The sequence below is a fragment of the Streptomyces sp. NPDC039609 genome (genome assembly GCF_055596705.1).
Genome location: NZ_JBVIUJ010000006.1, coordinates 322,688 through 338,284, shown reverse-complemented (window position 1 = coordinate 338,284; position 15,597 = coordinate 322,688). Strand labels below are relative to the sequence as shown.

General features: G+C 71.6%; 14 protein-coding genes. 8 read left to right on the top strand and 6 right to left on the bottom strand.

Annotation, left to right across the window (positions count from 1 at the left end; genetic code table 11):
- Window positions 1-224: 224 nt before the first annotated feature.
- Complete coding sequence (locus ACZ561_RS19830) at window positions 225-1,022, bottom strand: sigma factor-like helix-turn-helix DNA-binding protein (RefSeq protein ID WP_470996577.1); 798 nt, start codon at window positions 1,020-1,022, stop codon at window positions 225-227.
- Window positions 1,023-1,115: 93 nt separating this feature from the next.
- On the bottom strand, window positions 1,116-2,684 hold the full coding sequence (locus ACZ561_RS19825) for an IucA/IucC family protein (RefSeq protein WP_470996574.1): 1,569 nt from the start codon (window positions 2,682-2,684) through the stop codon (window positions 1,116-1,118).
- Window positions 2,685-2,725: 41 nt separating this feature from the next.
- Between ACZ561_RS19825 and ACZ561_RS19820 the strand changes: the two genes are divergently transcribed.
- Window positions 2,726-4,234, top strand: coding sequence for an IucA/IucC family protein (locus ACZ561_RS19820; protein ID WP_470996571.1), 1,509 nt, complete (start codon window positions 2,726-2,728; stop codon window positions 4,232-4,234).
- A gap of 13 nt (window positions 4,235-4,247) precedes the next feature.
- Window positions 4,248-4,667, top strand: a complete 420-nt coding sequence (locus ACZ561_RS19815; RefSeq protein WP_470996569.1) for a MerR family DNA-binding protein — start codon at window positions 4,248-4,250, stop codon at window positions 4,665-4,667.
- Here the strand turns inward: ACZ561_RS19815 and rox are convergent.
- The gene (gene rox / locus ACZ561_RS19810; protein ID WP_470996566.1) at window positions 4,613-6,061 is read right to left on the bottom strand and encodes a rifampin monooxygenase; all 1,449 of its coding nucleotides are present in this window, start codon (window positions 6,059-6,061) and stop codon (window positions 4,613-4,615) included. The genes ACZ561_RS19815 and rox overlap by 55 nt on opposite strands.
- Before the next feature lie 382 nt (window positions 6,062-6,443).
- Between rox and argC the strand changes: the two genes are divergently transcribed.
- The 5 genes from argC to ACZ561_RS19785 are packed head-to-tail and all read left to right on the top strand — an operon-like array spanning window position 6,444 to window position 11,277.
- Window positions 6,444-7,472, top strand: coding sequence for an N-acetyl-gamma-glutamyl-phosphate reductase (gene argC, locus ACZ561_RS19805; RefSeq protein ID WP_470996563.1), 1,029 nt, complete (start codon window positions 6,444-6,446; stop codon window positions 7,470-7,472).
- A complete protein-coding gene (argJ, locus tag ACZ561_RS19800; protein ID WP_470996561.1) occupies window positions 7,469-8,620 on the top strand; it encodes a bifunctional glutamate N-acetyltransferase/amino-acid acetyltransferase ArgJ in 1,152 nt (383 codons plus the stop codon). Before argC ends, argJ begins: the two co-directional genes overlap by 4 nt.
- Complete coding sequence (gene argB, locus ACZ561_RS19795; RefSeq protein WP_470996558.1) at window positions 8,617-9,537, top strand: acetylglutamate kinase; 921 nt, start codon at window positions 8,617-8,619, stop codon at window positions 9,535-9,537. Before argJ ends, argB begins: the two co-directional genes overlap by 4 nt.
- The gene (locus ACZ561_RS19790) at window positions 9,534-10,733 is read left to right on the top strand and encodes an acetylornithine transaminase (RefSeq protein WP_470996555.1); all 1,200 of its coding nucleotides are present in this window, start codon (window positions 9,534-9,536) and stop codon (window positions 10,731-10,733) included. The genes argB and ACZ561_RS19790 overlap by 4 nt, the downstream gene beginning before the upstream one ends.
- 7 nt (window positions 10,734-10,740) lie before the next feature.
- On the top strand, window positions 10,741-11,277 hold the full coding sequence (locus tag ACZ561_RS19785) for an arginine repressor (RefSeq protein ID WP_361847393.1): 537 nt from the start codon (window positions 10,741-10,743) through the stop codon (window positions 11,275-11,277).
- Window positions 11,278-11,340: 63 nt separating this feature from the next.
- On the opposite strand, the gene ACZ561_RS19780 is transcribed toward ACZ561_RS19785, so the two are convergent.
- Window positions 11,341-11,937: a pyridoxamine 5'-phosphate oxidase family protein gene (locus ACZ561_RS19780; RefSeq protein ID WP_470996551.1), complete on the bottom strand. Its 597-nt coding sequence runs from the start codon at window positions 11,935-11,937 to the stop codon at window positions 11,341-11,343.
- Between the two features lie 57 nt (window positions 11,938-11,994).
- Window positions 11,995-13,344 (bottom strand): hypothetical protein, encoded by a 1,350-nt coding sequence (locus tag ACZ561_RS19775; RefSeq protein ID WP_470996548.1) that lies wholly within the window; start codon window positions 13,342-13,344, stop codon window positions 11,995-11,997.
- Between the two features lie 244 nt (window positions 13,345-13,588).
- Here ACZ561_RS19775 and argH point away from each other — a divergent pair, with 244 nt between their 5' ends.
- Window positions 13,589-15,016 (top strand): argininosuccinate lyase, encoded by a 1,428-nt coding sequence (gene argH / locus ACZ561_RS19770; protein WP_470996545.1) that lies wholly within the window; start codon window positions 13,589-13,591, stop codon window positions 15,014-15,016.
- A 9-nt stretch (window positions 15,017-15,025) separates the two neighbouring features.
- On the opposite strand, the gene ACZ561_RS19765 is transcribed toward argH, so the two are convergent.
- A complete protein-coding gene (locus tag ACZ561_RS19765; RefSeq protein WP_470996543.1) occupies window positions 15,026-15,535 on the bottom strand; it encodes an HAD domain-containing protein in 510 nt (169 codons plus the stop codon).
- Between the last annotated feature and the right edge of the window lie 62 nt (window positions 15,536-15,597).

Here is a 15,597-nt window from a genome sequence, read left to right as displayed (position 1 = left end):
AACGCTCCGAGTAAGCAGAAGGACACACGGGTGGCGTGGAAGCGGGTCCTTGAGCTAGGAGATTCGGGGCGTAGACATGCCGTCGAGGCTAACGGAGGGCGCGCGGACGCGCATCGGAGTTTCGCCCGGGTGGTGGGGCGCACCCGCTCGCCACCACCCGGAAGGCCGGGTCGGGCCGGAGATTCGCCCGGGTGCCGCCCCACCGCACGCGCGGAGGCACCCACTCACCACCCCGGGAGGACCAGATCGAGCCTCCGCAACCGCTCCTCGTCCGTCGTGATGTCGAGGGCCGTGATCCGCTCGCCCCGGATCGTGAACGCCACCGCGCGGACCGGGCGTCCTTCGCTGAACGCGACGACCCCCGGCGCCCCGTTCACCAGCGCCGGTCTCGCCACCGCGGCGAGTGGGGCGAACGCGGCGGCTCCCTCGGCGACGGCGGGCGCGCCGTGGACCGGGCCGTTCTCGGAGTACGCCACGACATCGGGGTCCAGGACGGCGGCGAGGGCACGCGCGTCCCGCGCGTGGGCGGCGGCGAGGAACACCTCGACGACCGTGTGCCGCGGGCCCGGCTCGGCCTCCGGCTCCGCCCCGCCCGAGCCCCGTACCCGGAGCCGCGCCCGTCCGGCGAGCCGCCCCGCCTCCTCGTGGGTACGGCCTGTGATCCGCGCGACCTCGCGCAGCGGCAGCCCGAACAGGTCGTGCAGGGCGTACGCGAGCCGCTCTTCCGGTGCCAGCGAGTCCAGTACGACGAGCAGCGCCAGCCACACGGAGTCGACACCGTCCTCCGGCCCCGGGAGCGCCTCGCCCCGCCCGTACCCGTCCGCCATCCGTGTCCGGAGCCTGCCTACGCATACCCGCCCGACGGCGACCTCCAGCCAGCGTTCCACTTCGCCTGGCCGAACCCGCGCCTCGCGCAGTGCCTCCTCCGCCTCGCCGTGCGATCCGAGCATCCGGAGGGCAATGGCCCGCAGCCGGTCCTGGTGGGCGTCGAACCGCCGGGCGAGAAACTCGTGGTCGTCCATGGTCGTCATCACTCCTCGTCGCTTCCGTCAGTGCGATGACGTGCGCGAGAGGCGGCGTGTGACACACGGCAGCCCGCCATGAACGACGGACCGTCAGGCTCCGGAGCCCTTCCGGTTCGTGAGCGGGTTGGGCACGGGGACGTAGCGGGGCTCGGTACCGTCCGCGTCGATCCAGCGGGAGAGCAGATTGGCCTTGCCGGGGACGGTCGGCGAGTCGAGGAGGCCGTGGATGTCGGGGAGATCCCGCTGCCGCCCACCTCGCCCGAACTCGTCGCGGGCCACGGCCCACAGAGCGGTGGCGGATCCCGGGAAGCGGTGGGCGAGGGCGCCGGCGATCTCGGAGAGGTTGTTGACGACGAGGCAGTACACGAGCCTCCGCCAGGCCGCCGCGCGGGGCATCCGCGGGATCGTCTTGGCCCCTTCCGCGTCGCGGAAGACGGCCTGGACGGGGGTGCCCTGGGCGTCCACCGCGATCAGTGTGTTCTGCAGGTGACACTCCACGACGACGTCGAAGCGGGCGAACGCTTCGAGGACGGGCGGTACGACACACCGCAGATACGCCGACCACCAGGGCAGGGGGTCGTCGATCCGGTCGAGGGGGTTGCCGCGGAAGCCCTCGGCGAGCGCGGCGGCCAGCACGGCGGTCGAACCGGGGACCAGGTGCCGGTCCAGGCCGTCCCGTACGAGGACGGCACACGTCTCGACGAGGCCGTCCACCGTGCGATGGCCGCGGTCGCTGAGCCAGGCCGCCGGGCCGTCCATGGCGGCGAAGGCGGTTGCGACCAGCGGGTCGGTGCGGCGCACATGGAGCAGCTCGTGACGCCGCATCCGGCGGATGTCGTTGGTGATCCGGACGTCGAGGCTGAACTTCAGGAACAGGTCCCCGCCGCCCCAGGGGCCGTCCCCGGGGATGTGCAGCGTGCGCACCGAAGCCGTCGGTCGTGCCGACCCGGGCGTGATGCCCAGCCGGACGAGGCGGCCCTCGGCGAAGGCGGCGCGTATCCGCGGTGTCCGTCCGGAGAGTTCGAGCTGCCAGGGATGGGCGGGAAGCAGACGGTAGCCGGGGGGTGCCTCGCCGAGGGCGTCCAGGGCCCTCGTGTCTCCGCCCTCGACCACCGCGTCCTCGCGAACGCCCAACAACACCAGGGGAAACCGGGCGTACGCCTCGGGCGCGTATCGCAGCCAGGCGGTGGGGGAGCCGTCACAGGTACGTGCCTTGGGGGCCGGGTGGTAGGGGTGCCCCATCACCAGCGACTGCTCGGACCGTAGCCAGAGGTTCTCGGGTGGTACGGCACGGGCGCGAGCCGCGAGCGCGGCCTTCACCGCGGTGCGGCTGGCGGCCATCTCGGCGGCCAGAGCGGGGTTGGACCGGCCGGTGGAGGCGTGCATCTCCCGGACGGCGAGGTCGACGAGCCCGGCGTGGCGCAGGATCCGCCACGTACGACCGTTCCACAGCTCCGGCGCGGAGGGGCGGTGGCCGGGGCGCACCCGCAGGAGCCGCCCGCTGACCCGAAGCCGGTGGACGGCGTATCCGTCGGTCGCCGTTCCGGCCCGGTCCCCGGTCGGCCCGCCGATCGGCTCCGCGGCCTCGCGGAGCAGGCAGTTGAGCAGAGGCGTCACGGCCAGTGCGTCAGCGGCCCGGCTGAGTCTCTTCATCGACATCAGTATGTGTGGATTGAGCGACCCTGCGATAGAACATCCGCATGTGTCGAACGGTCGCGGAACGCACCCTCCTGTCCGAGCTGGACGCAGTCCGCCCCACGTCGACGGCCGCGTACGCCATGGCGCTTCCGGACGCCCGGGCGGCGGTACTGACCCGACTCTGGCGCGGGTTGGTCCACGAGCCGCTTCCTTGGATCGCGGCGCGTACGACCGACCGCGAAGGCGTCACCCTGCGCCTGGCCGACGGGCGGTCTCTGCGCGGCCCGCTCTCGGATCCGTGGGCGACGGCGTCGTCGGTCACCGGGCTCGGCCTGGACGGAGCACTGTTCGATCACCCGGCTGAACTGATGGCGGCCCTGACCGTGCCGCAGGGCGGACGGTTCGCTGCCGAGCTCGACCACAGCGTCGCTTCCCTGGCGCTCTCCCGCACGGCGCCCCGGCCACCGATTCCGCCCGCGAGCCGCCCGTGGGAGTGGGAGCAGGGGGTGACCGACGGGCACCCGTACCACCCCGGCTGCCGCTCCCGGCCCGGCTTCTCCGCGGCGGAGCAGCTGGCGTACGCGCCGGAGCACCGGCCCGTGGTCTCCCTGCGGCTGGCCGTCGTCGAGGGCGCGGCGGTGTCGGGCACCTGGCCCCGCGAACTCCGCGACGGCCGCTCGGTACTGATTCCCGTCCACCCCTGGCAGGCCCAGCACGTCCTGTCCGGTCTCCCCCTCCGCCCCGGTCCGGCCGCGCACCCCCTGCTGTCGCTGCGTACGCTCGACTTCGGCGGGGACACGCACGTCAAGACGGCCTTGAGTACGCGACTCACCTCGACCGTGCGGGACATCTCCGCGTACAGCGTCACCCACGCCGTCGCCACGTCCGACTTCGTCGAGCGCCTCGCCCGCCGGCTCGACGGCCGTCTGCACATCGCCCGTACACGGGCGGCGGCGGGAGCGGGAACCGCCGACCTGGCGGCCATCCTGCGCGAGTCACCGCACATCCACGCCGACTCGGCAGCCGGGGAGCAGGTCGTTCCGGTGGCGGCTCTGCCGGCGGTCCTCGACTCCCGCGCACCGGGTGAACGGTTCGACCGGGTCGTCGAGTTCGCGCGACTGGCCCTCGGCGTCTGCCTGGACCTGCTCGACCTCGGGGTGGCCCTCGAGGCGCACGGCCAGAACCTTCTCGTCGTCATCGACGCCGAGGGCCGGGCCCTGCGCCTCGTCTACCGGGATCTCGCCGACATCCGCATCAGCCCCGCCCGTCTGGCCCGACACGGCATCCCGCCCCCGCCCGTGAGCGGCCGGCTTCTGAACGACGACCCGGCCACCCTCCGCCGCAAGGTCCTCGGCAGCCTGGTCACCGGCGCGCTCGGCCCGCCGGCAGGCGACGCGGCGACGCTCGGCGCGATTTTGCAAGCAGCGACCCGGGACCTCGCACCGACCCCCGCCCTTCACGTCCTGCGGACGGAACCGCTCCCCGCGAAGGCGCTCACCCTGATGCGGCTGGATCCGAAGGGTGGCAGGGACCTCTGGACGCGGCTCCCCAACCCCCTGAAGGACGGGTAGAGCCCGTCGGCGCGTGGCTCTCGCGGCCGGGCAGCGGCCCGAAGAACGAAGCGGCACCAGCCTCGCGTTCGTCCGCGACGCCCGGCACGCCGGACCGCCGCTCGCCGAGATCCGTTCCGTCCTCGCGCTCCGCGACAGCGGCGAAGCCCTCCGCGACCACGTCACCGACCCCGTCCGTCGGCACCTCGAAGAGACCGACCGACGCTTCTCCGGGCTCCACCGGGCCGGCATCCCTCTCGGCGACCTCGCCCGGCACGCCGCCGGCACCGATCCGGCCACCCGCGCCGAGAACGACATCTGCACCGTCCTCTCGGCCCGGTGGCCGGCGGCGAGGCGAGGGCGCACCGAGGGGGATGCCAAGGGGCCACATCCCCCTGCTCAACCGGTCGCGGGGCCGAACCACTCGGGCAGCCGCCCTTGCAGTTCCTTCTGATCCTCGCCGACCCATGCCACGTGACCGTCGGGCCGCAGCAGTACCGCGGGCACGTCGAGTTCGTCGCTGACGTCGACGACGTGGTCGATCCGGTCCTCCCAGCCGGCCGCCGAGAGCCGGCCGGTCTGGTCGAGCAGAAGACCGCGGCCGGTGTGCATCCGCTCGTAGAGGCGGCCGTGCTTCAGCCGCACGTCGCGCATCCGCCGGCCGAGCAGGTCATGGCCCTCGCCGAAGTCGTAGCGGACCGAGATCGCGGTGATCTTCTCGATCAGATACCGGTTCACCTCCTCGATCTCCACCAGCTCGGTCAGCAGGCGGCGCACCGACTGCGGACCGGGCTCGGTCGACATCAGCTGGATCTGCGCGCGGGTGTTGTCCAGCACGTCGGCGGCCACCGGGTGCCGTTCGGCGTGGTAGCTGTCGAGCAGCCCCTCCGGTGCCCAGCCGGCGACCGCGGCGGCCAGCTTCCAGCCGAGGTTGAACGCGTCCTGGATGCCCAGGTTGAGCCCCTGCCCGCCGGTCGGCGGGTGGATGTGCGCCGCGTCACCGGCCAGGAACACCCGGTCGACGCGGTAGCGCTCGGCCTGCCGGGTGGCATCGCCGAAGCGTGAGAGCCAGCGCGGCGAATGCGCGCCGAAGTCGGTGCCGGCGAACGCCCGCAGCTGCACCTTGAACTCGTCCAGGGTCGGCGCGGTCGTACGGTCCTCGGCCACCCCCTCGGCGGGCACCACGACCCGGTACACCCCGTCCCCCAGCGGCATGGTGCCGAACCGCTGCTGGGTCTTGCGGATCTCGGCCACCACGGCGGCCATCTCCTCCTGCGGTGTGGTCAGCTCCATCTCGCCCAGCAGCGTCTCCACCCTGGAGGGCTCACCGGGGAAGCCGACACCGAGCAGCTTGCGCACCGTGCTGCGGCCACCGTCGCACCCGACGACGAAGCGCGAACGCAGCTCCGTCCCTCCCTCGCCGGTTACGCCCCCACCGGCCAGCTCGACGGTCACCCCCTGGTCGTCCTGGCGCAGTCCGACCACCTCGCAGCCACGCCGGATCTCGACGCCGACCTCGGTGGCGTGCTCGGCCAACAGGCCCTCGGTGACCTGCTGCGGGATGGCGAGGACGTACGAATGGGCCGTGTCCAGGTGCGCCGGCCACGTCTTGCTGAGACCGGCGAAGAAACCGCCGGCCGTGATCTGCTGCCCGAGCGAGAGGAAGCGCTCCAGCAGACCGCGCTGGTCCATGACCTCGATGCTGCGCACATGCAGACCCTGCGCGCGGGACTGCCGGGTCGGCTCCGTCTCCTTGTCCAGCACGAGCACCTGCACCCCGTGCAGCCGCAGCTCGGCGGCCAGCATCAAGCCGGTCGGTCCGCCGCCGACCACGATCACGTCCATCATGAGAACCGCCCCGTTCGAAGAAAGCTCACGTACGCCGCGAACACCGCGTTCCCGCAGGTCCCGGCGTTGACTCGGAGAGTCTGCGCCACGAGGGGGGCCTTGCCGCAAGGCCCCCCTCGTGCTATATGTTGAGAGTGGCAAGGAGTGGGTGAACCTCCTTGCCTTTGTCATTTCTCCGTCATGTGTCGTCCGCTGTGGACGGACGGGCTCCTCCCGAAGCGGTGCCGCGCAGCGTGCGGCGATGCCGGTGGTCCGGGAGGTTTCCCATGGGCCTGCGGATGCGGCCACGAATCGGATTCTTCGCTTCCGCAGATCAGCGGATCTTGCTTTGCATAAAACTGCGGGTCTGCGTATAGTCATGCCATCCAGGAGGAGGGTTTCGATGACGGTACGAGCAGCAGTGGCAGGCGCGAGCGGATACGCGGGTGGAGAACTCCTGCGTCTCCTCCTCACCCACCCCCAGGTGGAGATCGGTACCCTGACCGGCCACTCCAACGCCGGGCAGAAGCTCGGGGCCCTCCAGCCCCACCTCCTCCCGCTCGCCGACCGCGTCCTCGCGCCGACCATCGCCGAGGAGCTGGCCGGGCACGATGTCGTCTTCCTCGCCCTGCCGCACGGCCAATCCGCCGCCGTCGCCGAGCAGCTCGGCCCCGACGTCCTCGTCGTCGACATGGGCGCCGACTTCCGGCTGAACGACGCCGCCGACTGGGAGAAGTTCTACGGGTCCCCGCACGCCGGGACCTGGCCCTACGGCCTTCCCGAACTGCCGGGTGCCCGTGCCGCGCTGGAGGGGTCCAAGCGCATCGCGGTCCCCGGCTGCTTCCCCACCGCCGTCTCGCTCGCGCTCTTCCCCGCGTACGAGAACGGTCTCGCCGAACCCGACGCCGTGATCGTGGCCGCCAGCGGCACCTCCGGTGCGGGCAAGGCCCTCAAGCCGCACCTGCTCGGCAGCGAGGTCATGGGCTCCGTGACCCCCTACGGCGTCGGCGGTGGCCACCGGCACACCCCCGAGATGAGCCAGAACCTCAGCCCCCTGGCCGGCGAGCGGGTCACCGTCTCCTTCACGCCGACGCTCGTCCCGATGCCGCGCGGCATCCTCGCCACCTGCTCCGCGCCGGCGAAGCCCGGGGCGACGGCAGAGACGGTACGGGCCGCGTACGAGAAGGCCTTCGCGGACGAGCCGTTCGTCCACCTGCTCCCCGAGGGCCGGTGGCCGTCGACGGCGTCCGTGCAGGGTTCCAACGCCGTTCAGATCCAGGTCACGTACGACGAGACCGCGAACCGCATCATCGCGATCAGCGCCATCGACAACCTCACCAAGGGCACCGCCGGCGGCGCGGTGCAGAGCATGAACATCGCCCTCGGGCTCCCTGAGGACACCGGACTTTCCACGATTGGAGTCGCTCCATGAGCGTCACCGCAGCGAAGGGATTCACGGCAGCGGGCATCGCCGCCGGGATCAAGGAGAACGGCAACCCGGACCTGGCCCTCGTGGTCAACAACGGGCCCCGCCGCGCCGCCGCCGGCGTCTTCACCTCCAACCGCGTCAAGGCCGCGCCCGTCCTGTGGTCCCAGCAGGTGCTGACCACCGGCGAGCTGGCGGCCGTCGTCCTCAACTCCGGTGGCGCCAACGCCTGTACGGGCCCGCAGGGCTTCCAGGACACCCACGCCACCGCCGAGAAGGTGGCCGAGCTCCTCGAGGTCGGCGCCGGCGAGGTCGCCGTCGCCTCCACCGGCCTCATCGGCCTGCTGCTCCCCATGGACAAGGTCCTGAGCGGCGTCGAGAAGGCCGTCGGCGAGCTCTCCGAGCACGGCGGCGAGAAGGCCGCCATCGCCATCAAGACCACCGACACCGTCCACAAGACCTCCGTGGTCACCAAGGAGGGCTGGACCGTCGGCGGCATGGCCAAGGGCGCGGGCATGCTCGCCCCCGGCCTCGCCACCATGCTCGTCGTGCTCACGACCGACGCCGACGTCGCCGCCAAGGACCTCGACACGGCCCTGCGGCAGTCCACCAAGGTCACCTTCGACCGGGTCGACTCCGACGGCTGCATGTCCACGAACGACACCGTCCTCCTCCTCGCCTCCGGCGCCTCCGGCATCACCCCGGCGCACGAGGAGTTCGCCGAGGCCGTGACGACCGTCTGCCAGGACCTCGCGCGTCAGCTCATCGGCGACGCCGAGGGCGCCAGCAAGGACATCCGTATCGAGGTGATCAACGCCGCGACCGAGGACGACGCCGTCGAGGTGGGCCGCTCCATCGCCCGTAACAACCTCCTCAAGTGCGCCATCCACGGCGAGGACCCCAACTGGGGCCGGGTGCTCTCCGCCATCGGCACCACGCAGGCCGCCTTCGACCCCGACCAGCTCAATGTCGCCATCAACGGCGTGTGGGTCTGCAAGAACGGCTCGGTCGGCGAGGACCGCGACCTCGTCGACATGCGCTTCCGGGAGGTCACCATCACCGCCGACCTCGCCGCCGGTGCCGAGTCCGCCGTCATCTGGGCCAACGACCTCACCGCCGACTACGTCCACGAGAACAGCGCGTACTCGTCATGAGCGATTCCACGAACCCCACCCGTAAGCACACGGCGCTCCCGAAGGCCCAGATCCTCATCGAAGCGCTGCCCTGGCTGACCCGCCACAACGGCAAGACGGTCGTCATCAAGTTCGGCGGCAACGCCATGATCGACGAGGAACTCAAGGCCGCCTTCGCCCAGGACGTCGTCTTCCTGCGGCACGCCGGGCTCAAGCCGGTCGTCGTGCACGGCGGCGGGCCCCAGATCAGCGCCGCGCTCGACCGGCACGGCATCGTCAGCGAGTTCAAGGCCGGCCTGCGCGTCACCACCGAGGACGCCATGGACGTCGTACGGATGGTCCTCGCCGGCCAGGTCCAGCGCGAACTCGTCGGCCTGCTCAACCAGCACGGTCCCTTCGCCATCGGCATGACCGGCGAGGACGCGCACACCATCACCGCCACCAAGCACCAGCCGGTCATCGCGGGCGAACAGGTCGACATCGGCCGGGTCGGCGAGATCACCGGCATCGACACCGGCGCCATCGAGGCGCTCCTGGAGGACGGCCGGATCCCGGTCATCTCCTCCATCGCCCGCTCCGAGGACGACGGACATGTCTACAACGTCAATGCTGATACGGCGGCTGCGGCTCTCGCTGCGGCGCTGGGCGCCGAGACCCTGATGGTCCTGACCGACGTCGAGGGCCTCTACGAGGACTGGCCGCACAGCGACGAGGTCATCAGCAGGCTCACCGCGAGCCAGCTGGAGAAGCTGCTGCCCGACCTCTCCAGCGGCATGGTCCCCAAGATGGAGGGCTGCCTGCACGCCGTACGCAACGGGGTCACCACGGCCCGCGTGATCGACGGCCGCGTCCAGCACTCGATCCTGCTGGAGATCTTCACCGATTCGGGCATCGGCACGATGGTCGTGCCCGACGAGACGACGGGGGACGGGGAATGAGCAACGCGGAACTGACCCAGCGGTGGCAGGGCTCGCTGATGGACAACTACGGCACGCCCCGGCTGCCGCTCGTCCGCGGTGAGGGCGCCAAGGTCTGGGACGCCGACGGCACCGAGTACCTCGACTTCGTGGGCGGTATCGCCGTCAACGCCCTCGGCCACGCCCACCCGGCGATCGTCGAGGCCGTCTCGCGCCAGGTCGCCTCGCTCGGCCATGTCTCCAACCTCTTCGTCGCCGAGCCGCCGGTCGCCCTCGCCGAGCGGCTGCTGCAGCTCTTCGGCCGGCCCGGGCGGGTCTTCTTCTGCAATTCCGGGGCCGAGGCCAACGAAGGTGCGTTCAAGATCGGCCGGCTGACCGGCCGGACCCATATGGTCGCCACCCAGGGCGGCTTCCACGGCCGGACCATGGGCGCGCTCGCGCTCACCGGCCAGCCCGGCAAGCAGACCCCCTTCCTGCCGCTGCCGGGCGACGTCACGCACGTCCCGTACGGAGACGTCGACGCCCTGCGCGCCGCGGTCACCGAGGACACCGCGCTCGTGATCATCGAGCCGATGCAGGGGGAGAACGGCGTCGTCGTCCCGCCCGTCGGCTATCTCCAGGCCGCCCGCGAGATCACCCGCGCCACCGGCACGCTCCTCGTCCTCGACGAGGTCCAGACGGGTGTCGGCCGGACCGGCCACTGGTTCGAGTACCAGGGCCACGACGGCGTCGACCCCGACATCGTGACCCTGGCCAAGGGCCTCGGCGGCGGGCTGCCGCTCGGTGCGACCGTCGCCTTCGGCGAGGCGGCCGAGCTGTTCAAGCCCGGCCATCACGGCACGACCTTCGGCGGAAACCCGGTCGCCTGCGCCGCCGGCCTGGCCGTGCTCGACACTCTTGCGACCGGCGGAACGCTGGACGAGGTCAAGCGGCTCGGCGAGAAGCTGCGCGGTGGAATCGAGGGTCTGAACCACCCGCTGGTCTCCCATGTCCGTGGTGCGGGCCTCCTGCTGGGTATCGTGCTCACCGAGTCCCTCGCACCCCAGGTGCAGCAGGCGGCTCAGGACGCCGGTCTCCTGGTGAACGCGCCCGCCCCCGATGTCGTACGGCTGATGCCGGCACTGATCATCGGAGACGCCGAGGTGGACGCGTTCCTGGCAGCGCTGCCCGGTGTCCTCGACGAAGCGGTGAACGGGGAAGGACGAACCGGAGAATGAGACGACGATGACCGACGCGCAGGAATCCGAGCACGGCGGGCCGTCCGTTCCGCAGACCCGCACCGCACGCCACCGCAGGATCGTCGACATCCTCAACCGGCAGCCGGTGCGCTCGCAGAGCCAGCTGGCCAAGCTCCTCGCGGACGACGGGCTGAGCGTCACCCAGGCGACCCTCTCCCGCGACCTCGACGAGCTCGGCGCGGTGAAGATCCGCAACACGGGCGGCGAGTTGATCTACGCGGTGCCCAGCGAGGGCGGCTTCCGCACCCCGCAGGCGCCGCTCGGCGAGTCCGCCAAGGAGGAGCGGATGCGGCGGCTCTCCGGCGAACTGCTGATCTCCGCCGAGGCCTCCGCGAACCTGGTGGTGCTGCGGACCCCGCCGGGGGCGGCCCAGTTCCTCGCGTCGGCCATCGACCAGGCCGAACTCCACGCGATCCTCGGCACGATCGCGGGTGACGACACGCTGCTGCTGATCTCCCGCGACCCGGCGGGCGGCCAGGCGCTCGCCGACCACCTGCTGCGGCTCGCGCAGAACGACCGCTGAGGTCACGCCGGCGGGGCGCGTACCGACCGATGTCGAATCGGTCGGTACGCGCCCCGCCGGTCTTCAACGCCCCGGCCGGGTGAGCGGCGGCAGGGGCAGCGGAAGCCCCGGGAGCCCGTCGATGCTGGACGCGATGTGCTCCTTCTTCGCGAAGTACTCGCTGAGCGAGGTGTCGTCCTCGCGCGCGAACCGCCTCCCGTGCAGATCGCGGTCCTCGTCGTACGCCATGAACGGCACCCCGTACCCACAGCTGTCCCGGACCAGTTCGGCGGTGACCACGACGATCGCACGCAGCCCGTGCAGGGTGACATCGATGCCCGGGAAGTGCGCCAGAAGCCCCTCCCACCGCGGGTCGTCCCGGAACACGGGCTCGCCGCGTCCATGGACGCGCACGATGTTCGGCGGCCCCTGGAACGCGCACCACATGAGGGTGATGCGACCGTTCTCCCGCAGATGCGCGACGGTCTCGGCGGTGCTGCCGGCGAAATCGAGGTAGGCGACGGTCAGTTCGTCGATCACGGCGAAGGAGCCGGTCAGCCCCTTGGGAGAGAGATTGACGGTGCCGTCGCCGTCGAGCGGCGCGGTGGCGGTGAAGAAGATGGGCTGGGCCTCGATGAAGGCGCGGAGCCGTCCGTCTATTCGTTCATATGTCTTTCCCATGCCTCCGATTCTTCCGTGCCGGGAGGCGTACGGCAGCCCGCGTCACCTGGTGGTGCGTCAATACCCCACCACCGCCAGCGCGTTGGCCCGCAGTTTCGCGTCCGGGTCCCGGCTCAGCCGCCGCGCCGCCTCCCCGTACCCCTTCCCACCCTGCGCGGCCAGCAGCCGGAAGGCCGCGACGCGCACGTGCCGGGGCCGGTCCGGGTCCAGGCGCTCCGTCAGCTCCGCCGGGGACAGCCGGTGCGCCCACGGTACGAGTGCGCTCGCCGCCTCCCGCACGACGCCGGGCGCGGGGTCGTCGAGAAGTACCTTCAGCCGCGCCACGTCCACCGTCTCCAGGAGCCGCAGCCCGGCCACGGCACGGGCGCGCACACCGTCGCGCGGGTGGAGGGTCAGCGGCCACAGGAGGTCCGCGTCGTCCCGCGAACCGCACTCGGCGAGCCCGAGCGGCGCGCCGGGCGGCACGTCCGTGCCCGCGCACAGCGCTCGGTAGAGGGGAGCGGCTTCGGTCCCGGCCTGCCGCAGTACGTAGCGGGCGCAGGCCCGCACCAGTGCGGACCGGTCCGTGAGGAAGGGCGCGGCCTCCCCGTGCCGCTCCGTCCGGCGCAACGCCGTCACGCCGGCCGACCGCACCCGCGGGAACGGGGACCGCAGCAGGGGCTGCAGTACGTCGTCGCCGGTGGTGACGTCGACAGCCGCGAGCGCGCCGCTCGCGCAGAGGTCCTGGACGACCACGTCCCCGTCCGTGGCGGCGATCACGGCCAGCCGGACGGGGGAGAAGAGCTGGCGTTCGACCGCGAGCCGGTGTCCGAGCCTTCGCACGGCCCGTTCCTCGCTCGCGAGGAGGGCGTCGAGCGCGGGTGCGGGGCCCGCTCGCAGGGCGGTCTCCACCAGGTCGAGGGCGACGTCTCCGCGCTGTCGGCCCGAGATCCGCAGGACGACGGCGGCCAGGACCCCGATCCCGTCCGGGTCGACGCCGGGCAGCGCGGTCCGCAGCAGGCTCCGTGCCTCCGTGCGGACCGGCTCCGCCCAGTCCGCGCAACGGATCGCGATCAGCGGCAGCAGGGCGGGCAGCCCCTCCGCCCGTCGCAGCGCGGCCTGCCGTATCCGGCCGTCGGGGTGGCACAGGGCGAGGGCGACCTCGGATTCGGCGGGTTCAGGATGCGAACGATTCCGCGACAGGTTCACCGACGGCAGGGGCGCGTCCCACTCCCAGGTCGCCCGGCGCACGGGGCCGGCGGCCGCCCATGCGAAGGAGGGGAAGCTCGACCGCCGATACCCCGCGATCTCCCGCACCGCGCGGTCCAGCCCGGTCCACTCCGCCGCGTCCGAGACATCGATCGCCTCGGCGACCGGTACCCCTTGTGCCAGTCGCACGGCGTGTTCGATGTCTTCGCAGCTCGGCATGGGGGGAGCGTAGGCGTCGCCTCCGGCGACCGCCCCTGAATTTCCCGCGCCCCAGGGACCGCGTTGACAGAACATACGGAGGACTGCATAGTTATGCCTATCGCATCGTCGAGCTCTCCGCGGCGACCGCCGCCCGGCGTGACCTCGCGCAACCCCTAGTCGTTCCACAGCCGCCTCCCCGGTCGTCCACCCGCCGTGGGGAAGGCGGTCGCACATCTCCACCCTTGTCCTGAGGAGCACAGCAGTGAGCAGCAACAACGGTGACGTCCGGCTCTGGGGCGGCCGCTTCGCCGACGGCCCCGCCGAGGCCCTCGCGAAGCTCTCCGCGTCGGTCCACTTCGACTGGCGCCTCGCGCCGTACGACATCGCCGGTTCCCGTGCCCACGCGCGCGTGCTCCACAAGGCCGGGCTGCTCACCGAGGACGAGCTGACGCGGATGCTCGCGGGCCTCGACCAGCTGGAAACGGACGTGGCCTCGGGCGAGTTCGTCGGCACCATCGCCGACGAGGACGTCCACACCGCCCTGGAGCGTGGCCTCCTGGAGCGTCTCGGTCCCGACCTCGGCGGCAAGCTGCGCGCCGGCCGGTCCCGCAACGACCAGGTCGCCACCCTGTTCCGGATGTACCTGCGCGACCACGCCCGCATCATCGGCGGTCTCGTCGCCGACCTCCAGGACGCCCTGGTCGGCCTCGCCGAGGCGCACCCGGACGTCGCCATGCCCGGCCGGACCCACCTCCAGCACGCCCAGCCGGTGCTCTTCGCCCACCACGTCCTCGCCCATGTCCAGTCCCTCTCCCGGGACGCGGAGCGGCTGCGGCAGTGGGACACCCGGACCGCCGTCTCCCCGTACGGCTCCGGCGCCCTGGCCGGTTCCTCCCTCGGGCTCGACCCGGAGGCGGTCGCCAAGGACCTCGGCTTCGAGCGGGGCTCGGCGGGCAACTCCATCGACGGCACGGCCTCGCGCGACTTCGTCGCCGAATTCGCCTTCATCACCGCGATGATCGGGGTCAACCTCTCCCGTATCGCGGAGGAGATCATCATCTGGAACACGAAGGAGTTCTCCTTCGTGACCCTGCACGACGCCTTCTCCACCGGCTCGTCGATCATGCCGCAGAAGAAGAACCCGGACATCGCCGAGCTTGCGCGCGGCAAGTCGGGTCGCCTCATCGGCAACCTCAGCGGTCTGATGGCCACCCTCAAGGCCCTGCCGCTCGCCTACAACCGTGACCTCCAGGAGGACAAGGAGCCCGTCTTCGACTCCTGCGACCAGCTGGAGGTCCTGCTGCCCGCCTTCACCGGCATGATGGCCACGCTGACCGTCAACCGGGAGCGCATGGAGGAGCTGGCCCCGGCCGGCTTCTCGCTCGCCACCGACATCGCCGAGTGGCTGGTCAAGCAGGGTGTGCCGTTCCGGGTGGCGCACGAGGTCGCGGGTGAGTGCGTGAAGGTGGCCGAGGCCGACGGCGTCGAGCTCGACGGGCTCACCGACGACCAGTTCGCCAAGATCTCCGAGCATCTGACCCCCGAGGTCCGCACGGTCCTCAACGTGCCGGGTGCGCTGGCCTCCCGTGACGGCCGCGGCGGCACCGCTCCCTCGGCCGTCGCCGTGCAGCTCCTGGAGGTCAAGGCGGACCTGGTGATCCAGCACGCCTGGGCCACCGCCAAGCTGTAACACCCAGCGTCACAGCGCCGCCGCCCAGTCCGCGAGCGCGTCGAAGTCCGGCCGGATCAGTCCGATACGGGGGTCGACGTGCAGCAACAGGGCGGCGGCGAGGTGGTTCCGGTCCACGTACTCGTGGTCGTACGACGTGATGTCGTCATCCACCCAGGCGAACGGCCGCCCGGCGGCGTACTCCAGGATGTACTGCGTCTTCCAGAAGGTCCCGCGAGGGGCCTTTCCGTGCATCTGGGGCCAGTCGATGAAGGGCAGCTCGGGCAGTCCGAGGTGCGGCCCTATCCAGTCGTTCGCCTCGTCCTTCCAGGTCGTCGCCCACACCAGCTCGTACGCGTCGGCCAGCGCGAGCAACTCGGCCCCGTGGGCGGGATTCAGCCATACCCGCAGCGGCTTCGTGTCGAACCAGCCGGTCGGCCGCATGCGATGCGTGGTGTACCCCTCAGGTCGGCGTTCGCGCTGAGCCGCATAGGGATTCAGCGGTCCGTCCACGTCGATCAGCAGCAGCGGCTTCGTCATGTCCACAGCATTCCCTCCCGCGCCATCGTGAGGCGTTGATTTATCGAATGAGACATTGGTGT